At 70.2% G+C, this 12,996-nt stretch carries 10 protein-coding genes and 1 pseudogene; 5 read left to right on the plus strand and 6 right to left on the minus strand.

The features are described from left to right. Nucleotides 1-36 precede the first annotated feature (36 nt). Nucleotides 37-1,869 (plus strand): GAF domain-containing protein, encoded by a 1,833-nt coding sequence (locus I6J71_RS45945; protein ID WP_204092585.1) that lies wholly within the window; start codon nt 37-39, stop codon nt 1,867-1,869. A gap of 112 nt (nt 1,870-1,981) precedes the next feature. On the opposite strand, the gene I6J71_RS45950 is transcribed toward I6J71_RS45945, so the two are convergent. Together I6J71_RS45950 and I6J71_RS45955 are read right to left on the minus strand one after the other, a co-directional pair. Further along, on the minus strand, nt 1,982-2,620 hold the full coding sequence (locus I6J71_RS45950; protein ID WP_204092586.1) for an HNH endonuclease family protein: 639 nt from the start codon (nt 2,618-2,620) through the stop codon (nt 1,982-1,984). Nucleotides 2,621-2,751: 131 nt separating this feature from the next. Next, nucleotides 2,752-3,432, minus strand: a complete 681-nt coding sequence (locus tag I6J71_RS45955) for a hypothetical protein (protein ID WP_239154294.1) — start codon at nt 3,430-3,432, stop codon at nt 2,752-2,754. Nucleotides 3,433-3,505: 73 nt separating this feature from the next. Between I6J71_RS45955 and I6J71_RS45960 the strand changes: the two genes are divergently transcribed. After that, nucleotides 3,506-4,792, plus strand: coding sequence for an adenylosuccinate synthase (locus I6J71_RS45960; RefSeq protein ID WP_204092587.1), 1,287 nt, complete (start codon nt 3,506-3,508; stop codon nt 4,790-4,792). Nucleotides 4,793-4,824: 32 nt separating this feature from the next. On the opposite strand, the pseudogene I6J71_RS45965 reads toward I6J71_RS45960, so the two are convergent. The 4 genes and pseudogenes from I6J71_RS45965 to I6J71_RS45980 form a co-directional block, all read right to left on the minus strand. Beyond that, nucleotides 4,825-6,466: pseudogene (locus I6J71_RS45965) on the minus strand (Na+/H+ antiporter). A gap of 111 nt (nt 6,467-6,577) precedes the next feature. Further along, nucleotides 6,578-8,122 carry an amino acid permease gene (locus I6J71_RS45970; RefSeq protein ID WP_204092588.1) on the minus strand — a complete coding sequence of 515 codons (1,545 nt, stop codon included), beginning with the start codon at nt 8,120-8,122 and terminating at the stop codon, nt 6,578-6,580. A 127-nt stretch (nt 8,123-8,249) separates the two neighbouring features. Beyond that, complete coding sequence (locus I6J71_RS45975; protein WP_204092589.1) at nt 8,250-9,227, minus strand: serine hydrolase; 978 nt, start codon at nt 9,225-9,227, stop codon at nt 8,250-8,252. A 98-nt stretch (nt 9,228-9,325) separates the two neighbouring features. After that, nucleotides 9,326-10,462, minus strand: a complete 1,137-nt coding sequence (locus I6J71_RS45980) for a glycerophosphodiester phosphodiesterase (RefSeq protein WP_204092590.1) — start codon at nt 10,460-10,462, stop codon at nt 9,326-9,328. A 208-nt stretch (nt 10,463-10,670) separates the two neighbouring features. Between I6J71_RS45980 and purD the strand changes: the two genes are divergently transcribed. The 3 genes from purD (at nt 10,671) to I6J71_RS45995 (ending at nt 12,990) form a co-directional block, all read left to right on the plus strand. After that, complete coding sequence (gene purD / locus I6J71_RS45985; RefSeq protein ID WP_204092591.1) at nt 10,671-11,936, plus strand: phosphoribosylamine--glycine ligase; 1,266 nt, start codon at nt 10,671-10,673, stop codon at nt 11,934-11,936. Nucleotides 11,937-12,020: 84 nt separating this feature from the next. Continuing rightward, a complete protein-coding gene (locus I6J71_RS45990) occupies nt 12,021-12,410 on the plus strand; it encodes a hypothetical protein (RefSeq protein ID WP_204092592.1) in 390 nt (129 codons plus the stop codon). Beyond that, entirely contained in the window at nt 12,391-12,990 is a 600-nt protein-coding gene (locus tag I6J71_RS45995; RefSeq protein ID WP_239154295.1) for a DUF3558 domain-containing protein, read from the plus strand. Before I6J71_RS45990 ends, I6J71_RS45995 begins: the two co-directional genes overlap by 20 nt. Nucleotides 12,991-12,996: the final 6 nt, after the last annotated feature.

The following is a 12,996-nucleotide window of genomic DNA, read 5'->3' on the forward strand; positions in this document are numbered from 1 at the left end:
GACGGAGTCCGGGTTTCATCGGTGAAGGCGGATCCCATGCGTGATGCGACGGCTTCGGTGCGCCCACTGCCGCGCCGGGTGGATCCGTCGCACCGTGAGCGCGAGGTCATCGCCGCGTTCAGCGAGATCACCACCGAGGCCATCACGACCACCCGCCTCGAGGACCTGCTGGGGCTGCTCGGCAAGCAGCTGTGCCACCTGCTCGGCGTCACGCGGTGTTCGGTGTACCTGCGCGACAACGACGGCCGCTTCCGCGGCGCCGCCGGCTACTGCGAGAGCGAGGGCGACATCTCGGCCGCCGTGCAGGCGCAGGAGGCCGGCATCCAGGGCGACCGGTTCAGCCGGGAGGTCATCGAGTCGGCCGCGCCCGTGCTCATCAGCGACGTCCCGCGCGACCCGCGCCCGCACCGGCGGACGATGGAGCACTGGCACGTGCGCGCGATGCTCGGCGTGCCGCTGGTCTTCGACGGCAAGGTGATCGGCCTGATCTTCGTCGACAACGTGCAGAAAGACCACGTGTACACCGACGAAGACGTGGCGCTGGCGGAGCTGTTCGCCCGGCTGGGCGCGCTGTTCCTGCGGCAGGCGATGCTGAACGCGCACCTGAAGAACAAGGCCGCCGAGGTCGTGCGGCAGAAGAACACGCTGGCGTACCTGGCCGACGTCCACCAGAAGCTCACGAACGCCGTGCTCGACGGCGCGAGCATCCAGACCGTGGTGACGCTGCTGGGCGAGCTGTCGGCCAAACCCGTGGTGCTCTACAACGAGGACTTCCACGTGCTCGCGTGGTCCGCGCCGCCGGGGTTGAAGATGGCGCAGCCGCCGGTGCTGGCTTCGCGAATCCGCGAGCTGCCGTCGGTGAAGCAAGCGCTGGCGTCGCTGAGCGCGAGCTGCCCGTCGACGGTCGTGCCGCCCACCCCGGCCGTCTGGGTCGGGCGCCGGCACCTGATGTGCCGCCTCATCATCGAGGGCCAGCCGAGCGGCTACCTCGGCATCGTCGAGGTCGGCCGCGGCCTCGAGGAACTCGACACGAAGCTGGCCGAGCACGGCGCCACGGTGCTGTCGCTGCAGGTCCTCTCCGAGCGCCGCCAGGCGGAGGCCGAGGGCCAGGCCCGCGAAGACTTCCTGTCCGACTTGCTGCACCGCACCCGCGACGCCGAGCAGCTGTCGCGCCGGGCCCCGCAGTTCGGCGTGAACCTGGCCCAGCCGCACGTGCTGGTGCGGTTCTCGCTCGACAACGCCAGCCAGAACGTCAGCGGCTCCGTCGGCCGCAAGCTGGTGATCCGGCAGCTCGCTTCGGTGCTGTCCGTGCCGGAACCCCCGGCCGTCAGCCTGCCGGGCGCCGTGGTGGCCCTGCTGACTCTCCCGCCGGGCCTCGAGCCGCGCGACCTGCGTGACTCCGTGGCGACGGTGCGCACCGGCCTGTCGCCCCGGCTGAACGTCCGCACCGCCGTGATCTCCGGCGTCTGCCACTCCCCCGAGGACTTCCCGCTGGCTCACCGGGAACTGCGCGAGATCGACGAGCTGGCTTGCTCCTTCGGCTGGTCCGGCGGCGTCCTGGCCGCCGGTGAGCTGGGCCTGTTCCGTCTGGTGGCCGCCAGCGGCCGGGTCAAGGAGGCGGTGCACTTCGCCCACGAGACGATCCGGCCGCTGCGGGACGCGGACCCCTCGCTGCTGGAAACCTGGCGCGCCTTCGTGGCCGCCGAGGGCCGCGTCCAGGCGACGGCGAGCGAGCTGGGCGTGCACGAAAACACGATCCGCTACCGGCTGGGCAAGATCGGGAAGCTGATCGGTCAGGATCCGGGTGGGCTGGACTGCCTGCTGGAGGCCCGGATCGCCTTCCAGGTCCTGGACCTCGCCGGTTGGTGAGGTTTCGGCCGTCCTTCGCTGAACCGCAGTCAGTGGAAAACGGGATCGGGGTGACAGTCGACGAACCCCAGACCCCAGCACCGATCCCGTCCCCGCACCAGCGTCACCAGTGTCAGCAGTGACCCAGCATGTCCGTCAGCGCGGACTTCTCGGCCGAGTTGATCGTGAGCTTGAACTTCGACTTCACGGCGACCCACATCTTCGCGTACGTGCACCAGTAACCGGTCGACGGCGGCTTCCACTGGTCGGGCGAGCGGTCGCCCTTCTCCTGGTTCACGTTGTCCGTCACGGCGATCAGCTGCGGGTCGGACAGGTCGTTGGCGTAGGCCTGGCGCTGCGCCGTGGTCCACGACGACGCGCCGGTGCGCCACGCATCGGCCAGCGGCACGACGTGGTCGATGTCCACGTCGGAGCCCTGGGTCCAGGTCGCGCCGTCGTAGGGCGAGACCCACTTGCCCGACGTCGGGTAGCAGTCGGAGCCGGTCACGACATTCGTGCCGTCGCGCTTGAGCACGACCTCACGCGTGTCGCAGTTGTTCCCCTGCTGGATCCAGTGCGGGAACTTGTCGCGGCTGTAGCCGGTGAGGGAACCGTCGGCCTTCACGGTGAGGCCCGCGAGCTCGCTCTCGGCCGTCGCGGCCGACGGGATGCCGGGCGGGGTGGCGTCGGCGACGCCGACCGCGCTCGCGCCGATCAGCGTGACGCCGACCAGCACGGTCAAGGAGTTACGAACAGTACGCACTGTGGGCATATTGCTGCCTCCGGGTCCAGGTGCGGGACTAGATCACCTTCGACCACGGAAGTGGCGTAAGCAACACTTATGGGTGACATGTAACAGACCCTTAGTGAACAAACGGTGCCGTTACGTCACCCGGCTCAGAACTATCGGATGAAACCGGTCACCAGCCGCAGGTCCTCGGTGTGGCGGTACCAGGTCCGTTTCGTCAGCTCCCGTGGCTGCGCGAGGCCGTCGCTGACCAACGACGTCGTCGGGACGCAGCCGAGCTGGAACGCGCGGCCGTGGAACTCGGCGGTGCGCTTCACGAGCTTCCCGCGCGTCACGCGCGCGACCAGGCCGGCCGCGTCCGACGAGACCTCGACGGCGGCCGCCGGCCCGGCGAAGGCCTGGTGCTCGTCGCAGTACGCCTCCCCGCGCAGGTCATGCAGGGTGGCGCGGCCGGCGAGGACGCCGCCGGTGTCGTCGCGCACCAGCGGTACCTCGGTCGCTGTTCCGTCCAGTGCGAGCTTGAGCGCCTTGTCAGTGCCGGCCGGCAGCCCCCACCGCGCCGCGACGGCCGAATCCCGCTCGGTGGGCACGAACCCCACCGACACGCCCGTTACCCGATCGGTGCGCAACAGCCGCACAAGCACCGCGGCGAGGTCCGCGTCGGTCCCGGCGACCACCACGCGGTCGTGTTTCCGCAGCAAGAGGTCCATTTCCGCCTTGCCGGGCCGCGCCGGGACGCGGACGAGCGACTCGCCATCGAGGCCGGGGAAGGAGTGCTGGTCCTCACCGCAGGCCACCACGATTCCGCGCACTGCCGCGTCCTCCGTTACAGTCATGCACCGGCATTTCCCAGCGCCACCCGTGTCCCACTGGGACACTTTCCCTGTTGCCGAACACCTGGAGTGTCACATGCCGGCGATCGTGCTGATCGGTGCCCAGTGGGGGGACGAAGGCAAGGGCAAGGCGACCGACCTGCTCGGTGACCGCGTGCAGTGGGTCGTCCGCTACCAGGGCGGCAACAACGCCGGCCACACCGTCGTCCTCCCCAACGGCGAGAACTTCGCCCTCCACCTCATCCCGTCCGGGATCCTGACGCCGGGCGTGACCAACGTCATCGGCAACGGGGTGGTCGTCGACCCGGGCGTGCTGCTCGACGAGCTGGCCGGTCTGGAGGAACGCGGCGTGGACACCAGCCGCCTGCTGCTCTCGGCCGACGCCCACTTGATCATGCCCTACCACGTGGCGATCGATAAGGTCACCGAGCGTTACCTCGGCAGCCGCAAGATCGGCACCACCGGCCGCGGTATCGGGCCGTGTTACCAGGACAAGATCGCCCGCGTCGGCGTCCGGGTGCAGGACCTGCTCGACGAGAAGATCTTCCGCCAGAAGGTCGAGGCGGCCCTCGAGTTCAAGAACCAGGTTCTGGTCAAGGTCTACAACCGCAAGGCGCTCGACGTGACCCAGGTCGCCGACGAGGTGCTCGCCGCGGGCGAGAAGTTCGCGCACCGCATCGCCGACACGCGGCTGGAGCTCAACCAGGCCCTCGAGCGCGGCGAGACCGTGCTGCTGGAGGGCTCGCAGGGCACGCTGCTGGACGTGGACCACGGCACGTACCCGTTCGTCACGTCGTCGAACCCGACGTCGGGCGGAGCGAGCGCCGGGTCGGGCATCGGCCCGGGGCGCATCACGACCGTGCTCGGCATCCTCAAGGCCTACACGACGCGCGTCGGCTCCGGCCCGTTCCCGACGGAGCTCGACGACGAGTCCGGTGAGTACCTGCGCAAGCAGGGCGGCGAGTTCGGCGTGACCACGGGCCGGTCGCGGCGCACCGGCTGGTTCGACGCCGTGATCGCCCGCTACGCCGTGCGCGTCAACGGCATCACCGACTACTTCCTCACCAAGCTCGACGTGCTCTCCGGCCTGGAGAAGGTGCCGGTGTGCGTCGGATATGAAGTGGACGGTCGCCGCACCAGCGACATGCCCATGACGCAGACGGACGTGCACCACGCCGTGCCGGTCTACGAAGAGCTGCCGGGCTGGTTCGAGGACATCTCGACGTGCCGGACGTTCGACGAGCTGCCCGCCAACGCGCGCGCGTACGTCGAGCGGCTCGAAGAGCTCTCGGGCGCCCGCGTTTCGGCGATCGGCGTGGGGCCGGGCCGCGAGCAGACGATCGTGCGGCACGAGTTCGTGTGACGGCTGCGGGACGCCCGCTCGCGCGCGCCCCGCTACGCCGTGCCCATGCGGTTCTGCAGGGCGTTGGTCGTCGAGAGTTCCTCCAGGTCCAGTTCGAGCAGGACCTTGCGCAGCACCTCGTCGTCGAGGCGGCCGGCGCGGTTCTCCGCGATCATCGCCGCGCGTTGCGTGATGAGCAATTCACGCCGCGCCCGGGCGAAGCGGGCCTGCGGGCTGGCCGTGCGTTCCTCGCCGGAGAGCGTGATCGCGGCCTTCGCGAAGCGGTAACGGGTGTCGACGACGCGTTCCAGCCGTTCCTCCAGCCGCCGCGCGCGCTCCGGTGAGATGGCCGATGTGGACAGTGCGGTGCGCGTGATCTCCCGGAGCCGCGTGTGCGCGGCCTTCTGCGCGACCTCGCGCGCGGCCAGCTCCTCGGCCTGGTCGCGGGCGGCGTCGTCCGGGTCCTGGACGTTGAGCTTGCGGATCAGCGGCGGCAGCGTGAGGCCCTGGACCAGCACCGTGCCGATGGCGACGGTGAACGCGAACAGCTGGATCTCCGCGCGCCCGGGCGTCCCGATCGGCACGGCCGACGCGGCGGCGAGCGTGACGACGCCCCGCATCCCCGTCCACGACACCACGGTCAGCGCCTGCCACGACGTGCCCTCCTTCGCGCGGCCGAACAGGCGCAGCGTTCTCGGCAGGTAGCTCGACAGGAACACGGCCGGGATGCGCACGGCCATCGTCACGACGAGCACCGCCAGGGCGACGAGCGCGAGCGTGCCGTTGTCCCGGGCCGCGCGGTCGGCGCCGTCGAGCACGACCGGCAGCTGCAGGCCCATGAGCGCGAACACCAGGGCTTCGAGCAGTACGTCGACCGACGTCCACACGGACCGGTCCTGCACGCGCGTCGCCGGTGACGCCCGCAGCGAGCGCTGACCGAGGTACAGCCCCGCCGTGACGACGGCGAGCACACCCGAACCGCTGAACTCGGCGCCGAACGGGTGCAGGTGCTCGGCCGTCACGTACGCCGCGAAGGGCACGATGATCCCGAACGCCGACTCCAGCAACGGGTCGTCGAGCCGGGAGCGGATGAACACGACGACGAACCCGGCGACCAGTCCCACCGCGATGCCGAGCGCCGTCGCCACCGCGAACACGCCGAGGCCCGTGGCCGACCGACCCGGCCACGCCGGCGACGGCCGCGAGTGCCGCCTTGTACAACGTCAGGGCGGCCGCGTCGTTCACGAGACTCTCGCCGGTCAGCACGGTCATGATCCCGCGCGGCAGCCCGAGCTTGCGTCCGATCGCCACGGCCGTCACGGCGTCGGGCGGTGCGACCACGGCACCGAGCACGAGCGCCGAGGGCAGTGGCAGGTCGGGCAGCAGGAGGTGCACGACGAGCGCGACCACCACCGCCGTGATCACGACCAGCAGCACCCCGAGCCCGATGATCGGCCGCAGGTTCGCGCGGAAGTGCGTCAGCGAACTCTCCAGCGACGTCGAATACAGCAGCGGCGGCAGCACGACGGTCAGGATCAGCTCGGGCTCCAGCTCGATCCGCGGCACCCCAGGGATCAGCGCGACCCCCAGCGCCACCACGACGATCACCAGCGGTGCGGAGAGGTTGTACCGCCGGGCGAGCGCGGTCAGGCCGAGCGAGCCGGCGAGGACTCCGACCAGCGTGAGGATCTCCATGCCCGCATCTTCGCCCAGACTGATCGACACTCGCCTGCCGATGGCGGGTTGCCGCGGGGCACAGTCGAGGTGGTGGCGGCTTCGCCCCGGCCGCGGGCCGGGCCGGTCGCGTCAGCCCAGTTCCTTCAGCTCTCGTTCCACCGCGGCGAGTTCTTCGGCCAAGCCCTGGACCTTCGGGCCCGTGAACCACTTCCGGGCCGAGACCACCCACCACAGTGCGGCGCCGCCGAGGACGACGAGGAACGCGATGGGCGTGTAGTTGAACGTGTCGACCGTGATGGGCGACGCCTGGGGCAGCATGAAGAGCACGAAGATGACCACGACCCACGCCGTCGCGACGATGCCGATCGGTTTGCCCCAGCGGCCGAGGTTCCAGGGGCCCTTCTCGAAGCTGTCGCCGCGGCGCACGCGGAGGAACACGGGGATCACGTAGGCCACGTAGAGCCCGACGGTCGCGATCGACGTGACGGCCGCGTACGCCGTCGCGCTCCAGAGGTAGGGCAGGGCCAGGATCAGCGCGCCACCGGCGGCGAGCCACACGGCGTTGGTCGGCGTCTGCGTGTGCTTGTTGATGCTGTGCCACACCTTCGAGCCGGGGATCGCACCGTCGCGGGCGAACGCGTAGATCATCCGCGAATTAGCGGTCACCGACGCCATGCCGCAGAACAGCTGCGCGCCGATGCAGATCAGCAGCAGGAACTTGCCGGTGACCGCGCCCGTCGCGTCGATGAAGATCTGCGCCGGCGGCACCCCGGTCGCCGAACCGGCCGCGCCGTCGTAGTCCTGGATGGCGAACGTCAGGCCGATCAGCAGGATCCAGCCCGCCACCAGCGACACGAGGATCGAGTTGATGATCCCGCGCGGGCCCGCCTTCGCGGCGTTTTTCGTCTCCTCCGTCATGTGCGCCGATGCGTCGTAACCGGTCAACGTGTACTGCGCGAGCAGCAACCCGAGCGCGAACACATACACCGACGAGCCCCAGCCCGTCTCGTTCGCGAAGTGCCCGAACACGAACGACGCGTCCTGGTGCTTGGCCGGCACGAACACCAGCACCCCGACGATCACGAGCACCCCGGCGAGGTGCCACCACACGCTGACGCTGTTCAGGATCGCCACCACCCGCACGCCGAACGTGTTCAGCGCCCCGTGCACCACCAGGATGATCGCCAGCAGCAGGATCGTGTGCCCCGGCGTCGCGCTGAAGCCCCACTGCAGGTCGAGGAACGCGTTCAGGAACAGCGCAGCGCCGAAGTCGATGCCCGCCGTCACGGCGATCTGGCCGATCAGGTTGAACCAGCCCGTGAACCACGACCACGCCGGCCCGTTGCGCGTGGCCAGCTTCGCGGCCCAGTAGTACAGCCCGCCCGCCGTCGGGTAGCTCGAGCACACCTCCGCCATGCCGAGCCCCACGAGCACCACGAACAGGCCGACGAGCGGCCATCCCCAGATCATCGCGACGGGCCCGCCCGTCTTCATGCCGAACCCGTACAGCGTCAAGCACCCGGACAGGATCGAGATGATCGTGAACGACACCGCGAAGTTCGAGAACGACGACATGGTGCGCTTGAGCTCTTGCGCGTAACCGAGCGCGTGGAGCCGGGCGCTGTCCTCGTCGGGGTGGCCGGGTTCGGCGGTCTGCTGGTCGGAGACGTCCATCGGGCACCCACCTGAAAGGTATGTGTACAGACCTTTGAAGTTCCGCAGAAGCTAGCCCGGTGCCGCGAGGGGGGTCAAGGTTCCGGAAATTTCCCGGTGGGTCGACCACCTCCGGTGGACTGATCCACTACCGCAGCAACTCCCCGCCCAGCCACCGGACCACCGGCCACGCACCTTCCGCCGTATTGCCGACGACCGTGAACACCAACCCGTCCGCCGGCTGCGACACACTCCGGAAGGACACGCCGTGGTCGTAGCCCTCCAGCAGCACCGTCGAGCCGTCCGAGGGCAGCCAGAACCCGAGGCCGTAGCGATGCTCCTCACGGGTACCGGTCTCGGGGCTGTGGACCGCGGTCATCCGCGCGACCCACTCCCGCGGCACGATCCGCCCGGCGTGCAGCGCAGCCCGGAACCGCCGGAAATCGACTGCGGTCGCGAAGATCCAGCCGTCGCCGCCGCCCACCACCGGCAGGCTGAAGACGTTGGTGCGCCCGTCTGCCAGGTGCCCGGTCGCGGCGTCGCCCGGCAACGCGTCGGACCGCAGGAACTCCGTCCCCGCCATCCCCGCGGGCTCGGTGACCCGCGAGCGCACCAGGTTCGCGAATGGAACACCCGTGGCCCGTTCGGCCAAGATCGCCAGCAGCGCGTACGCGCCGTTGTTGTACTCGGAGCGCGAACCTGGTCGAAACCGTTGCGGAAACCCTTCCAGTGCGGGTAAGTACGCCGCCGCGGACGACAACAACTGGGGCCGTGGCGGTGGCTCGGCGTCCTCGTCGCAGTAGTCGCCGATGCCCGAGCGGTGCGCGAGCAGGCGCTCCACCGTCACCGCATCGTCGACCAGCGGCAGGTCCGCGCCCAGCAGGGACCGCACGCGCGTGCCCAGGGCCAGCAGGCCCTCGACGATCAGGCTGACGACCACCAGCGCCGCGAACCCCTTGGTAACACTGGCGATCCCGAACCGGGTGTCCACTGTGTTCGGTACGCCGTACCCGCGGTGCGCCATTCCGTACGCACGCGCGAACACCCCCTCACCACCCCGGCTGACCGACACGACTCCGGAAAACCCGGACCGTTCGGCCAGACGGTCGATCTCCTCCCCAACCATGCCGAAAACGATAGGGACGGCCACCGACAAAAACGACGGGCCCGCCCACTGAAGGGGTGAACGGGCCCGCGCGGAACCGTTGTGTCACAGGGAAAAGCTCAACGCCCCAGGAAGTCGTGCAGCGAGATCAGCGCGGTGTCGGCCTGATCGGCGAAGAAGCCGTCCACGCCCGCCTGGAAGAAGGCCGCCTCCTCGGCGAACACGTTGCCGAACGCCGTCGGGTTGCTCGACGAGCGCAGGTTCGCCGGCAGGAACGGGTTCTCGTTGCGGAAGGTGTAGGGCTGCACCTTCAGCCCGGCGCGGTGCGCGTCGGCGACCAGCGAGGTCGGCTTGCCGAGGTTGTCCGCGGCATCGCGCGGGATGACCTGCGACTTGTCCGGCCCGAGGTACTGGGCGTACTTCGCGATCTCACGCAGCCCGGCCGGCGTGACGAGGTCGGCGTACGTGCGCTTGTCACCCGCGGCCACGAAGTCGGCAGGCGCACCGGTCGCCTCGGTCAGCTGCAGCAGCGGCACCCGCACCTGCTCGTGCAGCTCCTTGAGGTTCGCCACCTCGAACGACTGGATGATCACCGGCGCGTCGGCCCGGTTGAGGCCGTTGCGGTTGAGGAACGCGACGAGCTTCGGCTCGGTCGGGTTGCCGATCGAGGCGAAGTACGTCGAGTGCTTGACCTCGGGGTAGGTGCCGAGCGTGCGGTGCAGCTCCTTGCCGAGCCGCCGGGTGAGGTCGATGACCTCCTGGTAGGTCGCGATCTGGAAGCGGCCGTTGTAGAGCGTGTTGTTCGGGCGGTTCTCCGGGATCCGCTCCTTCGTGCGCAGCGTCTTGAGCTCGGCGAGCGTGAAGTCCTCGGTGAACCAGCCGGTCATCGTCGTGCCGTCGATCACCTTGGTGGTCTTGCGGGACTTGAACTCGGGGTGCTCCGCCACATCGGTGGTGCCGCCGATCTCCGGCTCGTGCCGGGCGACGAGCCGGCCGTCCTTGGTCGGGACGAGGTCGACGTCGACGAAGTCCACGCCCATGCGGAACGCGAGCTCGTACGACGCCAGTGTGTGCTCCGGGCGGTAGCCGGGCGCGCCCCGGTGGCCGACGATCACGGGGTCATCGTGCCCGGGCCCGTGCGCCGCCGCACCCTGCGCCACGTGCTCCGTGGCCGAGGCGGGACCGATCGCCAGGCTCGCGACCCCGAGCAGGGCGAGACCGGACAGGGCGAGCACACCCACGCGTTTGCGCTTCATTCAGGACCTCTCTCTACCGGGTCACCCGTCCTTTTCGACGGGTTTGCCACGACTACCGCGCCACCCTCACGGCCGCAAGCGTCGGGCGGGCGGCACAGGACGGACAAAAGGCTGACAAACCGGTAAACGGTGCGTGGAATCCGGTTTCGGACAGCCGAGGTGGACGGCGAGATACCCCCGCGGACCAGGGCCCGTTAGGCTGTTCGGCGTGCGCGTACTGGTAATCGGGTCCGGCGCCCGGGAGCATGCACTCGTCCTCGCGGTGTCCGGCGATCCCGCCGTCACCGCGCTCGCCTGCGCCCCCGGCAACGCCGGGACGGCCGCGGTCGCCGAGCAGCTGGGCGTCGAATCGGCTGATCCCGACGCGGTGGCCGCGCTGGCGCGGGAGTGGAAGGCCGACCTCGTGGTGGTCGGCCCCGAGGTCCCGCTGGTGGCGGGCGTCGCCGACGCCGTGCGCAAGTCGGGCATCGCGTGCTTCGGCCCCTCGGCCGCCGCCGCGCGGATCGAGGGTTCGAAGGCGTTCGCCAAGGACGTGATGGCGGCCGCGAACGTCCCCACCGCACGCAGTGAAGTGGTGGACACGCCCGCGCGCCTCGACGCCGCGCTCCAGCGCTTCGGACCCACGTGGGTCGTGAAGGACGACGGCCTCGCCGCCGGCAAGGGCGTGGTGGTGACGCAGGACGTCGAGGTCGCGCGCAAGCACGCGCTGATGCTCCTCGACGGCGGTCACCCCGTGCTCCTGGAGTCCTTTTTGGATGGACCAGAGGCGTCGCTGTTCTGCTTCGTCGACGGCCGCACGGTCGTCCCGTTGCTGCCCGCGCAGGACTTCAAGCGCGTCGGCAACGACGACACGGGCCCGAACACCGGCGGCATGGGCGCGTACGCCCCGCTGCCGTGGGCGCCGGAGAACTTCGTGGACGACGTCGTCGCCCGGGTCGTGCAGCCGGTCGTCGACGAGCTCGACGCGCGCGGCGCCACCTTCTCCGGCCTGCTCTACGCGGGTCTCGCGCTGACGTCCGAGGGCCCGCAGGTCATCGAGTTCAACTGCCGCTTCGGTGACCCGGAAACCCAGGTCGTGCTGGCGTTGCTGCGCACTCCGCTCGCCGGCCTGCTGCACGCGACGGCCACCGGCAAGCTCGCCGAGCAGCCGCCGCTCGAGTGGTCGGGCGGCGCCGCGGTGACGGTCGTGATCGCGGCCGACGGCTACCCCGGCAAACCGCGCACCGGCGACGTCATCACCGGTGGTGAGCTCGAAGGCGTGCTGCACGCGGGCACGCGGCGGCGCGAAGACGGCGCCGTGGTGTCGGCGGGCGGGCGCGTGCTGTCCGTGGTCGGCGCAGGCAAGTCGCTCAAGTCGGCGCGCAAGCACGCGTACGAAACGGTGGAACGCGTGCACCTCGCGGGCTCGCACCACCGCACGGACATCGCGCTCAAGGCCGCCAACGGTGAGATCACCGCGCCGGTGAACGCCTGAGTTCGCACCTCCTGATCGCCCGGCGGTTGGTAGCCTCGTAGCGGGGCCGAACGGTCACTGTCCGTATCAACCGAGGGGGAGCGCATGCCGGGGAGCACTCCGCTGTCCGACCTGGCGTCGTCGGTGCCGTCCGCGCCCGGCGTCGCGGACCTGATCGTGGCGCCGGAGAAGGTGCTCGACGTGGCGCGGGTCGTCGAAGAGCAGGCCGACGCGCTGGAGGACAAGCTGCTCACACGGCTCGGCGAGCTGCGCATCGACACCCCGTCGGCCGACACGGTGAGCGTGAACTCGGTGGCGGCGTGGAACATGATCGTCGCGGAGGGCGAGGGCTCGTATGCCGGTGAGGCGCGTGCGTACGTCGCCAACCTGCGCCGGCTCGTCGCCCAGCTGCGCGACGCCGCTCAGAAGTACCACGTGAACGACCAGGAGCAGGCGGCGGCGTTCGGGGATCGCGGTGCGCACGGCACCCACTAGCGCGCTGGTCGCGGTGCTCGCGCTCGGGGTGGCCGGGTGCTCGTCCGGCGACCCCGGTACGGCGTACCCCGTCGAGACGGCCGTCAGCTCGGCGTCGCAGGCTGCGAAGGCTTCGCAGCTGCCGCCGCGGCCCGCCGACCTGTCGCTCACCGGCGTCGACCCGTGCGAGCTGCTCGGCCAAGCGCAGCTCGACGCGCTGCAGGTGAACTCCGTGCCGCGCAAGGTCGCCGACCCGCAGGACGGGCCGACGTGCGTGTTTGACGCGGACAAGACCGAGCCGTTCCACGCCTACCACCTGCGCACGGTGAACGCCGACCTGCAGGAGTGGCTCACCGGCGCGCGGCGGAAGAACAGCATGACCACGGCGCCGTTCGCCGTCGAGGGCTATCCGGCGCTCACGAATTACCGCGCGGCGGGCACCCCCTCGGATTGCGAGGTGCTCGTCGGCGTCGCGAAGGGACAGACGCTGGCCGCGCAAGCGTTTGCGGTCACGCAGGGCGCGGACAGCCGGCAGCAGCTGTGCGATCTGGCCGGCCGCACGGCCGACCTGGCCGTGCAGTACCTGAAAACACGGAGCTAGGAGGGC

Origin of the sequence: Amycolatopsis sp. FDAARGOS 1241, from assembly GCF_016889705.1 — a bacterium.
In the GTDB taxonomy this organism is placed as follows: Bacteria; Actinomycetota; Actinomycetes; order Mycobacteriales; family Pseudonocardiaceae; genus Amycolatopsis.

What these genes read in the sequence shown, in the direction of transcription:
- I6J71_RS45955 (WP_239154294.1), bottom strand. Translation starts at nt 3,432, where the DNA reads ATGACTGTAACGGAGGACGCGGCAGTGCGCGGAATCGTGGTGGCCTGC.
- I6J71_RS45950 (WP_204092586.1), bottom strand. Translation starts at nt 2,620, where the DNA reads ATGCCCACAGTGCGTACTGTTCGTAACTCCTTGACCGTGCTGGTCGGC.
- I6J71_RS45945 (WP_204092585.1), top strand. Translation starts at nt 37, where the DNA reads ATGCGTGATGCGACGGCTTCGGTGCGCCCACTGCCGCGCCGGGTGGAT.
- I6J71_RS45980 (WP_204092590.1), bottom strand. Translation starts at nt 10,462, where the DNA reads ATGAAGCGCAAACGCGTGGGTGTGCTCGCCCTGTCCGGTCTCGCCCTG.
- I6J71_RS45990 (WP_204092592.1), top strand. Translation starts at nt 12,021, where the DNA reads ATGCCGGGGAGCACTCCGCTGTCCGACCTGGCGTCGTCGGTGCCGTCC.
- I6J71_RS45960 (WP_204092587.1), top strand. Translation starts at nt 3,506, where the DNA reads ATGCCGGCGATCGTGCTGATCGGTGCCCAGTGGGGGGACGAAGGCAAG.
- I6J71_RS45975 (WP_204092589.1), bottom strand. Translation starts at nt 9,227, where the DNA reads ATGGTTGGGGAGGAGATCGACCGTCTGGCCGAACGGTCCGGGTTTTCC.
- I6J71_RS45970 (WP_204092588.1), bottom strand. Translation starts at nt 8,122, where the DNA reads ATGGACGTCTCCGACCAGCAGACCGCCGAACCCGGCCACCCCGACGAG.